Raw genomic sequence first — 12443 nt, forward strand, 5'->3', positions numbered from 1 at the left:
CGGTGTTGAAGGCCTGGGTGACGGAGACGAAGGAACAGCCAGAGGCGTCCAAGCGCTCGACGAGCTTGGCGAAATCGGCGAGCGACCGGGTGAGGCGGTCGATCTTGTAGACCACGACCATGCCGATGCGGCCGGCGTCGATCTCGGCAAGCAGATGTTGCAGGGCAGGGCGTTCCAGCGTTCCGCCCGAGACGCCGCCATCGTCGAAACGGTCGCGTGCCAGAACCCAGCCCTCGTGCTTCTGGCTGGCGATATAGGCAGCGCAGGCCTCAAACTGGGCGTCGAGGGAATTGAACCCCTGGTCGAGCCCTTCTTCGGAGGACTTCCGCGTGTAGATCGCGCAGCGGATCTTCGGCGCTGCCATCAGCGGGTCTCCTTCAATCCGAAGAAGCGGGGCCCGGACCAGCGGGCGCCGGTGATGGCGCGGGCGACCGCGGAGAGCGAGGGATAGGTCTCCTTGTTCCACCGGTAGCCTGCCTCGGTCACCTCGACCGAGTGAGTCGTTCCATTCCACTCGCGCAGCAGACGACCGCCGGGCTTGAGGTCGGGGACAGAGTTCCCAACATCGCCGGCCATCTTCTTCTGTAGCTCAGTGACGAAGCCGCGCGGCAGGCCGCCGCGCTGGCGGGCCTGGACTTCGAAGGCAATGAAACGGCGCAGGAAGGACTGGCTCAGCCCCTTCGGAACCGGCGTGTCGAAGAGATGGTCCCAGGCGGCGATCAGCGCCGCCCGGTCCATGGTCTCGATTTCGGCGACCGTGAGCCTCATGCCTGCTCCGGCACACCGATGATCCGGTAGCTCGGCACGCCACCGTCGGATTTCGGCGGCATCTTGTCGATCGTGTATCCGGCTTTCCGCAGCGTGCTGAGGGCGGCTCGGACCGAATGCGGCTGCCAGCCGGTGGCCTTCTGCAGGGTGCCGATATCGGCGCCGGCCTTGCGCGAAAGCAGCCGTCGGACGATGGCCGACTTGGTCTCTTTGGGCTTGGTCTGAGGTGCATTGGGCATGCGTATCTCCCTGGTTGCGCGGGGAGGCAGGACGCGCCCCCGTCACCGGGGAGAGCCCGGAATGCGAACCGGGCGTGGACACAGTGACGCTCTGTTCGCGAGACAAGTCCAGACCATTCATACGGTCGACAAAGTTGTTCCCCATCGGAGCAATTATCACCTGATTTCAATTGCTTATGATGAATTTCTATTGCGCCGTGGTTTCTTGTGATGTAGGCGTAGAGCGCACAGTTCGCAGCAGGAGGCTAGCGACTATTGCTGAACACGGATCCCGTCGGGGATGCGCGGATGTTCGGCTGGTTGCCTCCTGATCTGCGCAGGCATTCAGTCCCACAGCCGCCTCCTCGACCTAAATCAAAGGAGGCCAGTTGTGGCTCATCAATCAAAGCCAAATCAGAAATCAGCAGAGACGTGCGTCAATGACGACGCGCGCAACGGACAAACAGACATGCCTTGCGCGGAAGTCGCTTCGGCCGGGCAGGCTTCCGGCGTGCAGCGCGGCCAGAACGACCTGTTCCGGGATATTGCTGTTATCTGGTTGACTCTGGATCTCATCGACGCGGCGCCGCGACGGGTGCGGCCGGCGCTCGAGAAACAGGTGGCTGCCGTTGCGCAATCCATCAAGGACTTCGGCTTCCGCATTCCGATCCTTGTCCGGACCAAATCCGGCGGTGAGCGATACGAAGTCATCGACGGGCACAGCCGGCTCGCCGCCGCCCGCACCCTGGCTGCGGAAAAGGTTCCGTGCATCCCTGTTGATGATCTCTCGGATTTCGACATCCGCCGCCTCACACTCTCCCTGAATAAGCTGCAGGAGACTGGTTCCTGGGATGCCGAGACGCTCCGGCTGGAGATCAACGAGCTCATCGAGATCAGCGGCGAAATTGAGATCCCGGGTTTCGACCTGCAGGAGATCGAGGCGATCCAGTTCGGTGCATCGGAAGCGAACGAACCCGATCCGGCGGATGATCTGGAGGAGTTCGCTTCACCCGATGCTCCAGCTGTTAGCTTGGAGGGCGATCTCTGGATCCTCGGTGATCATCGGATCGTCTGCGGTTCGGCGCGGGACGGAGGTGCGCTGTCTCCAATCCTCGACGGACAGGCCGCCGACGCCGTCTTCACCGACCCACCCTACAACGTGAAGATCAACGGCCATGTGCGCGACGCGTCGGCTGGGTTTGCCGAGTTCGCGGAAGCCTCCGGCGAAATGACGAGATCCGAATTTGTCACGTTCTTGAGCGAGACCCTGGGACATGCGGCCTCGAAACTCAAGCCGGGTGGCGTCCTGTTTTCCTGCATTGACTGGCGCCATGTCAGGGAGATGACCGCCACGCTCGAAGCGATCGGCCTGGAACTGCTCAACATCTGTGTCTGGGTGAAGAGCGCCCCGGGCATGGGGAGCCTTTACCGCAGCCAGCATGAATTCGTCTTCGTCGCCAGGCGTGCAGGGGCAAGCCACCGCAACAACGTCCATCTCGGCAAGTACGGACGGAACCGGTCGAATGTCTGGCAATACGCCGGTGCGACCGGCGGGCGGAAGGATGCCGACGACGACTTCAACGTCCATCCGACGGTGAAGCCGATCCGCATGGTCATGGATGCGCTCCTGGATGTGACGACATCGGGTGATCTCGTCCTCGATCCATTTCTCGGGTCCGGAACGACGCTGCTCGCCGCGGAGCGGACGCGGCGCCGGTGCGTCGGCGTGGAGATCGACCCCTACTACGTCGATGTCGCCATCCGGCGCTGGCAGGACATGACCGGCGGGCACGCGGTGCTCGCTGCCACCGGTCAGAGCTTCGATGACGTCTCAACCGGTGACGAGCGGGGCGGCACGCCGGCTGCTCCGGCCGGCAACGCGGAGGACTTCTGATGTCGAAGAAATACGAGAAGAAGGGCGACTACGACATCGGGTTCTCCAAGCCGCCAAAACGCACGCAGTGGCAGAAGGGGCAGTCCGGGAACCCGAGTGGCAAGAAGAAAAAGGAGGAGTCGCTCCGTGCCAAGCTGATGAAAGTTGCCGGGGAAGAGATCGTGGTCAAGAAGAACGGCCAGATGGTCGCGATGAGTAATTGGGAGGCAGCTTTGTACACTGCCTTCGTGAAGGCCCAGAGCGGCAACCCGCAGTTCTTCAGGATCCTTGCGAAGGAACTTGGTCAGGATCAGGAGGTCGCTGCAGCTCCAATCGCCCTTGAAACGAGCGAGGCCGATCTCGAAGTCCTTCAAACCCATGCTGACTGGGTTGCACTTCTCGAACAGGCGACGGCCGAAGCTGCCGAAATGGACCCACCCAACCCCGATATCTGTGGAGGTGAGGATGACGGCACCAGCTAAAGTGACAGATACGCTCAGGGCGCTGTACCGGCTCCACCTCTTCTGTTTCGTGATGCGTGCGTTTTCCGAGCTTCGGCCCGGCGTTCCTTTCCACTATGGACACCACATCCGCGCGATCTGCCACAAGCTGCAGCAGGTCGAGAGGGGCGAGGTGAAACGGTTGTTGATCCTGTTGCCGCCAAGGCATCTGAAGTCGCATTGCGTGAGTGTGGCCTTCCCGGTCTGGGCACTTGGTCGGGATCCATCCCGCAGGATCATCTGCATGAGCTACGGGATGGATCTTGCCGAGACCTTCAGCCGGGAGTCGAGGCGTCTGGTCCAGGCGGGCTGGACCCGTGCAACCTTTCCCGAACTGATCCTGGATCCACTGCGCTTGGCCGTTGGAGAGTGGCGGACCACTCTCAATGGATATCGAATGACGACATCCATTGGCGGCCCGCTTACCGGAAAGGGTTCCGATCTCCTGATCCTCGACGATCCAAGCAAGGCGGAGGATGTCTCATCCGAGACGAGGCGGGATGCGATCTGGGAGTGGTTCACAGGAACGGCGATGACGCGCCTAGATAATCCCAAGTCGGGCGCGGTCATTGTCACTGCCCAGCGACTCCATGAGGACGACCTGCCCGGTCGGCTGATCGCGACGGGCGACTGGGATGTACTGGAACTTCCGGCCATCGAGACGCAGGAGCGTGAGGTCGCTCTGGGTTCAAATGCAGTCTGGACGAGGCTGGTCGGCGAGGTGCTCCTACCGGAACACATGGATCTGGAAGCGCTGGAGGCAAAGCGCCGGGAGATGGGCATGCGCGCATTCGAGGCGCAATACCAGCAGGCACCGACACCGGCAGGCGGCAACATCATTCGGCCGGAATGGTTTGAGACGATCCCGCCGGATCTTCGCCGTTCCGACTACGAGGCGGTGATTCAGAGTTGGGATCCGGCGGGAGTGCCGGGTGAGTCCAACGACTACTCAGTCTGCACGACCTGGGGGCTCATCGGGAACCACATCGATCTGCTGGATGTTCATCGGGAGCAACACCTTCAGCCCGACTTGCTCAGGGTTGCCGAGAAGCTGCGCAAAATGTGGAATCCGAACCTTCTGATTGTCGAAGCCGTGGGGGCAGGCAGGGGGATCTATGACCACTTGCGGCGGCAACATCGGAGGGGCGTGCGCCCGAACACTCCCAGACTGAACAAGGTGGAACGGATGTCCATTCAGTCCCCGAAGCTTGAGAACCGATTTGTGCGGTTGCCACAATGCGCGTCCTGGAAGGAGGGCTTTGTCGCCGAATGCGCCGGATTTCCCAACGCAACATACGACGACCAGGTCGACAGCATGTCACAGGCTCTCTTCGCGCTCGACAAAACGCCAGGCGAACTCAGGCACTGCTCAAGGTACAAGGGCTAGACCAGCGGAAAATTGGAGAAGGCGTTTCGAGGGTTCGAATCCCTGTCTCTCCGCCACCGACAATCGTCTCGATTCCCCATGTCCATATCGCGCCGAATTGCGGCGTGTTTCCCGCTGTTTAGGCGGTGCGCTCATGACCTGAGACGCACCTTTCCAGGCTGTTCCCGTAGCAAAACTCGAGGTGTCTCAGTCGGCCAAAAGAGCCGGTCCGCTTTTGAGCGGCTTTCCCTGATCCGGCGCGATTTACAGCGTATTTTGATTATTTGCAGCGATTTCGGTTCGAAAGCGTGCTGTTTGTGGGAGCAATATCAATGCATTGATGCCGAATTCCCTGCGCGACCGAACAGGGTATTTTCAGAATGGAACAGGGAATGTTTCTTGACGGAACAGGGAAGCCTGCTCGGCGATCAGGGAAGCGGTTCAGACGCCGAATCCGAGAGCGTGTTCCTGGGCATTCCACTCCAGCGGCAAGCTGTTGCGAAGGAGGCGCTTCAATGTCAGATCGACCGGCTGGGTGCCATTCACGATCGCGACCTGGATCTTCGGCGAGAGGCCAGCGAGTGCGGTGACCCGGGCGAGGTAGCGTTCAGAGGTATTCACTTCTGCGGCGAGGTGGTTCAGCGGCGTGCCGGCCTTGAGGGACTCGGACCAGCGGTGGGCGTTGCGCAGCGCACGGATCATCGCGGCATCGGGCGCTGGGGCGATGTTGCCGGCAAGGATCTTCATCTCGACACCGCGACGGCGGCAGGTGAAGGGCCGGTCGATCTTCAGCAGGTTCCGGTTCAGGTCGTCTGCCGACAGACCGGTCGAGAGGGCGATGGCATCGGCATCAAGTTCGATCGTGATGCGTCCGTTTCCAAGGGACCCATCGGTGATCAGTGTGGTCGCGTCGCGGATTCCATCGGACCGGATCTTGTGCGCGAGTCTCTCCACAGCTTCCGACGCAGCGACAGATTGCAGAGCGTCATTGCAGCAGAGAACGGCATGGCGGCTCGCATGTTCCGCGAGGTGATCGGCGATGAGAGATGCGACACTGGTCTCGAAGCCTGGTGCCGGCAGGCGCCATCCGGTCGGATCGGTACCGCCGGAGACCAGCCGGTTGGAGATATAGTAGCGCAGCTGTTTACCGTTCTTCCGGGCATGGGTCGGGGTCAGAAAATCCCCGGACTCGTCTTGGAACTTTCCTTTCAGCGGAGCAGCATCACTGCTGGGCTGTCCGGCTGGAACGCCGCGCCGCCGGGCGCTGGCGGCCTGCAACTGGTTCTGCACCTGATCCCATAGTGGCTGGTCGATGATGGCCGGATGTTTTCCTGGGAAGGCCTTTTCCTTGTGCCGGATCTGCCCGAGATAGACCGGGTTGGTGAGGATCTTGTGGATCTGGCCCCGGCTCAGAACATTGCCACCTTGCTCGCGGCCAGTCGAGAAGACATGGCGCTTGGAGCGCAGGCCGAGACCCTCGGCCTTTTGGGTGACGAGGTTCAAGCATCTGTGTGTGGCATAGAGGGTGAAGAGCTGTCGGACCACTTCGGCCTCGGCTTCATTGACCACCAATTCCCGGCGCATCGGGTCGGGATGCGGGTCGTAGCCGAGTGGCGGAACACCGCCCATCCAAAGGCCCTTCTTCTTCGAGGCGGCGATCTTGTCGCGGATCCGCTCAGCGGTGACCTCGCGTTCGAACTGGGCGAAGGAGAGCAACACGTTCAGCGTCAGCCGGCCCATCGACGAGGAAGTGTTGAAGGCCTGAGTGACGGAGACGAAGGAGCAGTCCTTCTCTTCAAGACGCTCGACCAGCTTGGCGAAGTCGGCGAGCGACCGCGTCAGCCGGTCGATCTTGTAGACCACGACCATGTCGATGCGGCCGGCGTCGATATCGGCGAGCAGCCGTTGCAGGCCCGGGCGGTCGAGCGTGCCACCGGAGATGCCGCCATCGTCGTAGCGGGCAGGCAGCATCTTCCAGCCCTCGTGGCGCTGGCTGGCGATATAGGCGGCACAGGCCTCGTGCTGGGCGTCGAGCGAGTTGAAGTCCTGGTCGAGCCCCTCGTCGGAGGATTTCCGGGTGTAGATGGCGCAGCGGATCCGGGGCTTGCTCATGACCGGGCCTTTCCGTTCAGGCCGAAGAACCGGGGACCCGACCAATGGGCGCCGGTGATCTCTCGCGCGATGACCGAGAGCGAGCGCCAGCTCCGGCCGTTCCAGAGGAACCCGTCCTCGGTGACCTCGACAACATGGGTGATGCCATTCCATTCCCGAAGCAACCGGCTGCCCGGCGCGAGGGTGGCCGACCTCGAACGTTGTCCACGATCATTGTTCTGCGCCAGCACCTTCCGGACCCGGGCGGGCAGGCCACCGGATCTGCGGGTCTGGATCTCGGTGGCCAGGAAACGGCGCAGGAAGGACCGGCTCAGCCCTTTCGGCACCGGTGTTCCGAAAACGTCCGTCCAGGCCGCGATCAACGCGGCCCGGTCCATAGTTTCGAGATCGGCGACGCGGATCATTCGGACGCCTCGGGCTCGGCCGTGATCCGGTAGAGGGACGGACCGCCCTTTTCGTGGGCCGCCTGCCGCTTGACTGTGTAGCCGGCCTTGCGCAACCCGCTCAGGACCGCGCGAGCGGAATGCGGCTGCCAGCCGGTGGACTTGCAGATCGCCTCAAGGCTCGTGCCCTCAGGGCGAGCGAGCATCGCACGCACCTTGTCGGTCTTGGTCTGCTTGCGCTTGGTCATTGGTCTTCTCCTCAGGTAGCGGGCCGGCGAAATGCCAGCCCCGGTACCGAGGAGAGCCCGATGTCTTCGGGCGTGATGTCAGTGACGCTCTGTTCGCGGCAGCAGTCCAGCGGAACTTGCGCAATGGCGAATGTTCTGGATCTTGTCCTATTCGTCCAACAACTGTCGCTCCGATCCCTTCCGATCGGGGTGCCCCATATTCCACCAAGCCCTGATCCTTGTCGTACCCCTTTGGGTGTGGGTATATATCAGGCCCATGATTTTTGTTTATTAACAATTTGTTAAGATAGTTTTTTCTTGACGGCAGCACCTGCGCAATGCTAGGCATCCTCCTGCCTGCTTCATTACGGGGGCTAAATCGCCACCCTGGCAGCACTCACATGGGCACCATGCCCAGCAGAGAGCATTCGAAGCGGCAACAAACCGGATCCATCGGTCCGGGGAGTTGCTGTGTATGCTCTCTCCGTATCCCCGACGCGATCCATTCTGACCTTCGCCGTTCCCACGGCATCTATGAATGGAGACGTAAATGCGTGCCCGTCCTAAAAAACCCGCTGCCCCGGCATCGACCAAGGCTATCTGGATGACTGACAAGGTCACCCAGACCCGGGTCACCGACCTCAAACCCTATGCCAACAACAACCGTATCCACACGGCGACGAACATCGGCAAGCTGAAAGCTTCGGTGGCCAAGTTTGGCTTCGTCGCTCCGATCCTGGTGGATTCCGACGGCGTCATCATTGCTGGCCACGGTCGCCTGGAAGCTGCCAAGGCGCTCGGTCTCACGACGGTTCCGACCGTCGTGGCGGACCACCTGAGCTCCGCAGAGGTGCGGGCGCTGCGGATCGCCGACAACAAGCTTGCCGAACTCTCCGACTGGAACCAGGAGGCGCTGCAGATCGAGTTCGCCGAGTTGATGGACCTGAGGCTCGATGGTGAACTCGACCTGGACCTGGATATCACCGGCTTCGAGACGGTGGAAATCGACCTGCTCATTGGCGGGGCCGGTGAAGCCGAGGCGGCGCCTCCGGAAACCGTCGAAGAGCCCGATCCGGCGAAACCTGTCATCACGCGGCCCGGCGATCTCTGGATCCTCGGCAATCATCGCATTCTGTGTAGCAATTCGCTTGAAGAAACGAGCTACGCCCGGGTTCTCGATGGTGAGATGGCCGGGATGGTTTTCACAGACCCGCCCTACAACGTCCCGGTGAACGGTCATGTGCGCTCGGGCAACGGCGGGAACCACCGCGAGTTCGCCATGGCCTCGGGCGAGATGACTGAAGCCGAGTTCCGCAGCTTCCTGGCGGCGTTCCTGACCGAGACCCGGGACAAGATGGCCGAGGGCGCCGTTGCCATGGTCTGCATGGACTGGCGTCATCTTGATGAACTAATCACGACCGGCAAGTCCTGCGGCTTCGAGCTGATCAACCTCTGCGTCTGGAACAAGACCAATGGCGGCATGGGCAGCCTCTACCGTTCCAAGCACGAGATGGTCTGCGTCTTCAAGAAACCTGGGGCGCCGCACATCAACAATGTCGAGCTGGGCAAGCACGGTCGCAACCGGACCAATGTCTGGGACTATGCCGGCGTCAACAGCTTCGGCAAAGGTCGCGAGGCGGATCTCGCCGATCACCCGACCGTCAAACCGACCGCCCTTGTTGTCGATGCAATCATGGATGTGAGCGACCGCGGCAATGTAGTGCTGGATGCCTTCGGCGGCTCTGGCGCGACGCTCCTCGCCGCCGAGAAAACCGGTCGTCGGGCGCGGCTGATCGAACTCGAACCGGCCTATGTCGATGTTGCCATCCGCCGCTGGCAGGAGATGTCCGGGAAGACGGCGGTGCACGCCACGACGGGTGGGACGTTCAACGACCGTGCCGCAGCCGTCGGTGCTGCCAACCCGATGGAGGCCGACAATGTCTGATCCCGAGAAAGACTACGAGGTCGGCTACGGCCGGCCTCCGAAAGCCACGCAGTTCAAGAAGGGTCAGTCGGGCAATCCGAAAGGGCGGCCGAAAGGAGCCAAGGGGTTCAACGCCAGTTTGCAGCGCGAACTGGAAACCAAGGTCACCGTCCGCGAAGGCAATCGTGAGATCAAGATTTCCAAGGCTGAGGCCGCAGCCAAGCGCCTTGTCGCGACGGCCCTGAAGGGGGACATGAAAGCCCTGACGATGCTCGCGCGTTTCGATGCCGATCTGTCCGGTCGGCTCGACTCCGACGCCGAGGACGCTGCTCTGTCCGACACCGCCGAGCCGGTCGACTACGACATCCTTCGCCATTTGTTCGCTACGGATCTCGGCGACGACGAGTGTGGTGAAGTTCGGGAGGCCGATGATGAAGACTCCTGATCCCCAACAAGTTCGTCTGGCCGCGCTGCAGATCAGCCGGGACAACTTCTTTTCGTTCGTGTGGAGGGTGTTCGACACCCTCCACAACGGGCCGAACGATCGGTTTGAACCGGCGTGGCACGTCCAGGCCATGTGTCACGAGCTCGACACTGTGCGTACCGGAGAGAACAAGCGGCTGGTGATCAATATCCCTCCGCGTTGTCTGAAATCGGTTACCGTGGCTGTTGCCTATGTCGCCTATATCCTGGGACACCACCCCGAAGCCAAGATCATCGTTGCGAGCTACGGCCTCGATCTCGCACGAAAGCATTCCGACGATTGTCGGCGCGTCATGTCCTCCAGATGGTATCAGCAGATGTTTCCCGCGACCCGGCTCGCGAAGAAGGGCAACACTGCCGAGGAAATCCGGACAACGAAAGATGGCAGCCGCAAGGCCGTCTCGATCGGCAGTTCGGTCACCGGCCACGGAGCAGACTACATCATCATCGACGATCTGCTGAAGGCCGGGGATGCGAACTCGGAAGCGGAGCTCGCTCGGGCGCAGGAGTTCATCGAGGGATCTCTGCTTTCCCGGTTCAACAACCAGGCCGAAGGCCGCGTGGTGATGATCGCGCAACGGCTCCATGAACTGGATCCGCCAGGGTACCTGCTCGACAAGGGGACCTATCGGCATCTCAACCTGCCGGCGATTGCAGAGGAAAACGAGGTCGTCCCGATCGGGCGCGGCAAGGTTCATCGCCGTCGGCCCGGCGATCTCCTGTTTCCCGAGCGACTCGATCGGGACACGCTCGACCGCATGCGCAGCGAGATGGGATCCGCCGTCTTCAACTGCCAGTATCAGCAGAACCCGATCGCGCCGGACGGGTCGCCCCTTCGCTGGGAATGGTTCGGCACCTATGAGAAAGTCGAAGACCGGCGCTGGTATCAGCTGATCATCCAGAGCTGGGACACGGGGACGTCGGCCGATCCGCGGTCGGATTTCTCGGTCTGCACGACCTGGGGTTTCCGGAACGGAAACTGGTATCTGCTCGATGTCTGGCGTGGGAGACTAGTTTATCCTCAACTCAAGGCGAAGGTGATGGCACTGGTCGCCCTCTGGGATCCGGACAAGGTCCTGATAGAGGATGCAGCCACTGGCCGACCGCTTCTCCACGAGTTGTTCCAGGATGACAAGCGCTTCAATAGTGTTACGCCCGAGAAGGACAAGGAGATCCGTTTCGCGGCGGCCTGTGCGCCGGTGGAAGCGGGAAAGGTCTTCCTGCCGCGCGAGGCGCCCTGGCTGCCCGCGTTCAAGCGCGAGTTGCTGGGCTTTCCCCGAGGGCGCAACGACGACCAGGTCGACAGCTTCAGCCAGTTTCTCAACTGGTCAAAGGGCAACGGTTTCTGGCGGGCTCTGCCGCGGGACCATCCGCTCCGGATCGAGCGCCGGGAACGGAATCGGGAGCGGCCTCGGCGGTAGTCACGATCATCGACCTTCAGACTCATAACCTGAAGGTCGTAGGTTCAAATCCTACCCCCGCAACCAAAAATAACCGTAAAAACAGACATTTACGGACGCGCCTGCAACGGCGCTCGTAAGCTGTTTTTTCTTGCTCACCACTTGCTCACCAAATCGCCCGTCCGCCGGACGCGATAGCGCCAATTGCGCCGCGTGGATCAATGTGCAGGCGAATCGGTCGTGACGAGACGGTGTGAGACTTGGTGAAGCTCGAAGCACTTGGCCGGGTGAATGCTCGGCCTTTGATAGCCGCAAACTGCGCAGTCCTGCCGTTGGCTGGGCGCGGCACCTTGCACGCGCAGCATCGTTTCCGACCTTCGTGACCGGCCCGAACCAGACGTCCGCCGACGGCTAAGCTTATGTCAGGATAGGCAAAACCGTACTGAACGGTAATTCTCCCTACGCGAGCCGAAATCTAATCCATGAGCAGTGGAATTACCGGGCGCAACCGAGCGCATCGGGCGCACTTTCGGATTTTGTGTTCGATGTTCACGATAGATCTGGCGCGTAGAAGAATCTGACACTGGCGGTGTACAGCGGGCGCGTCTAGCGCCTCAGGCGCAAAACACATCTCAACGTGCATCAAGTGTGTGTCCTTCGCGAACCGCTTGAGGTCCCCGGCACCATTGAGCCCCTCTTCACTTCGAGAGCGACTATAGTTCGAGAGACATGGTCGAAATAGACGATATCAAGCTCATATTGGGCACCCTCATCCCAGCTTATTCGTCTAAATCGGCGGGGAAATTTGCGTGCGCCTGAAAGCGCTTTAAGCCGATTTTTGCAATCGGCGAACACGTCCCTAAGCCAGTCTCCGATCACATTGAAACTGCATTTCAGCTGTTCTGGGTGGACGCCTCAAGCTGCCTGAACAAAATTAGAGTGTGCATTGAAGAGATTCTAACCGATCTTTCCCAAGTGTTCCTCGTTGTACGTCATGGTGCCGTCCGGATCGCCTCCTGACAAGGCTTTGGGACCGGAGGCAGCCTTCGCATGCCCATCGTGCCGGGCGATAGCCGCGATTGGGGCCTCGGCCGCCTGTCGTGAGGCTCCAGATGCCCACAGATTGCATGCCGTGGGCACACTGGCCGAGCCTTGTTCGTTCGGGCTTGAAGGGCGGCGCTGTCTTCAT

General features: G+C 61.2%; 12 protein-coding genes. 6 read left to right on the forward strand and 6 right to left on the reverse strand.

All coding sequences use genetic code 11. The annotated features are described in order from the left end of the window. The 3 genes from EU800_RS24425 to EU800_RS24435 all read right to left on the reverse strand — a co-directional run. Nucleotides 1–364: recombinase family protein (locus EU800_RS24425; RefSeq protein WP_129636098.1), on the reverse strand; the 364-nt coding region annotated here is incomplete at its 3' end. Continuing rightward, on the reverse strand, nt 364–768 hold the full coding sequence (locus tag EU800_RS24430; protein WP_129636099.1) for a DUF2924 domain-containing protein: 405 nt from the start codon (nt 766–768) through the stop codon (nt 364–366). The genes EU800_RS24430 and EU800_RS24425, both read right to left, overlap by 1 nt. After that, complete coding sequence (locus tag EU800_RS24435; RefSeq protein WP_129636100.1) at nt 765–1007, reverse strand: DUF3489 domain-containing protein; 243 nt, start codon at nt 1005–1007, stop codon at nt 765–767. Before EU800_RS24435 ends, EU800_RS24430 begins: the two co-directional genes overlap by 4 nt. A 448-nt stretch (nt 1008–1455) precedes the next feature. On the opposite strand from EU800_RS24435, the gene EU800_RS24440 reads away from it, so the two are divergent. From EU800_RS24440 to terL (EU800_RS24450), 3 genes are read left to right on the forward strand one after another with little or no spacing between them, the layout of a single operon-like run. Then, on the forward strand, nt 1456–2880 hold the full coding sequence (locus tag EU800_RS24440) for a DNA methyltransferase (RefSeq protein ID WP_165354833.1): 1425 nt from the start codon (nt 1456–1458) through the stop codon (nt 2878–2880). Beyond that, nucleotides 2880–3341: a DUF5681 domain-containing protein gene (locus EU800_RS24445; RefSeq protein ID WP_129636102.1), complete on the forward strand. Its 462-nt coding sequence runs from the start codon at nt 2880–2882 to the stop codon at nt 3339–3341. Before EU800_RS24440 ends, EU800_RS24445 begins: the two co-directional genes overlap by 1 nt. Beyond that, entirely contained in the window at nt 3325–4746 is a 1422-nt protein-coding gene (terL, locus tag EU800_RS24450) for a phage terminase large subunit (RefSeq protein WP_165354834.1), read from the forward strand. The genes EU800_RS24445 and terL (EU800_RS24450) overlap by 17 nt, the downstream gene beginning before the upstream one ends. Before the next feature lie 420 nt (nt 4747–5166). Here terL (EU800_RS24450) and EU800_RS24455 read toward each other — a convergent pair whose 3' ends face one another. Genes EU800_RS24455 through EU800_RS24465 form a run of 3 tightly spaced genes read right to left on the reverse strand, consistent with a single transcriptional unit; the run spans nt 5167 to nt 7468 of the window. After that, on the reverse strand, nt 5167–6837 hold the full coding sequence (locus EU800_RS24455) for a recombinase family protein (RefSeq protein ID WP_129636104.1): 1671 nt from the start codon (nt 6835–6837) through the stop codon (nt 5167–5169). Next, nucleotides 6834–7241: a DUF2924 domain-containing protein gene (locus EU800_RS24460; protein ID WP_129636105.1), complete on the reverse strand. Its 408-nt coding sequence runs from the start codon at nt 7239–7241 to the stop codon at nt 6834–6836. Before EU800_RS24460 ends, EU800_RS24455 begins: the two co-directional genes overlap by 4 nt. Further along, nucleotides 7238–7468, reverse strand: coding sequence for a DUF3489 domain-containing protein (locus EU800_RS24465; RefSeq protein ID WP_129636106.1), 231 nt, complete (start codon nt 7466–7468; stop codon nt 7238–7240). Before EU800_RS24465 ends, EU800_RS24460 begins: the two co-directional genes overlap by 4 nt. 583 nt (nt 7469–8051) lie before the next feature. On the opposite strand from EU800_RS24465, the gene EU800_RS24470 reads away from it, so the two are divergent. The 3 genes from EU800_RS24470 to terL (EU800_RS24480) are packed head-to-tail and all read left to right on the forward strand — an operon-like array spanning nt 8052 to nt 11275. Further along, nucleotides 8052–9392 carry a DNA methyltransferase gene (locus EU800_RS24470; RefSeq protein ID WP_129636107.1) on the forward strand — a complete coding sequence of 447 codons (1341 nt, stop codon included), beginning with the start codon at nt 8052–8054 and terminating at the stop codon, nt 9390–9392. Further along, nucleotides 9385–9816 (forward strand): DUF5681 domain-containing protein, encoded by a 432-nt coding sequence (locus tag EU800_RS24475; RefSeq protein WP_129636108.1) that lies wholly within the window; start codon nt 9385–9387, stop codon nt 9814–9816. Before EU800_RS24470 ends, EU800_RS24475 begins: the two co-directional genes overlap by 8 nt. Continuing rightward, nucleotides 9803–11275 carry a phage terminase large subunit gene (terL, locus tag EU800_RS24480; protein ID WP_129636109.1) on the forward strand — a complete coding sequence of 491 codons (1473 nt, stop codon included), beginning with the start codon at nt 9803–9805 and terminating at the stop codon, nt 11273–11275. Before EU800_RS24475 ends, terL (EU800_RS24480) begins: the two co-directional genes overlap by 14 nt. Nucleotides 11276–12443: the final 1168 nt, after the last annotated feature.

Origin of the sequence: Tropicimonas sp. IMCC6043, from assembly GCF_004146235.1 — a bacterium.
Classification (GTDB): domain Bacteria; phylum Pseudomonadota; class Alphaproteobacteria; order Rhodobacterales; family Rhodobacteraceae; genus Tropicimonas.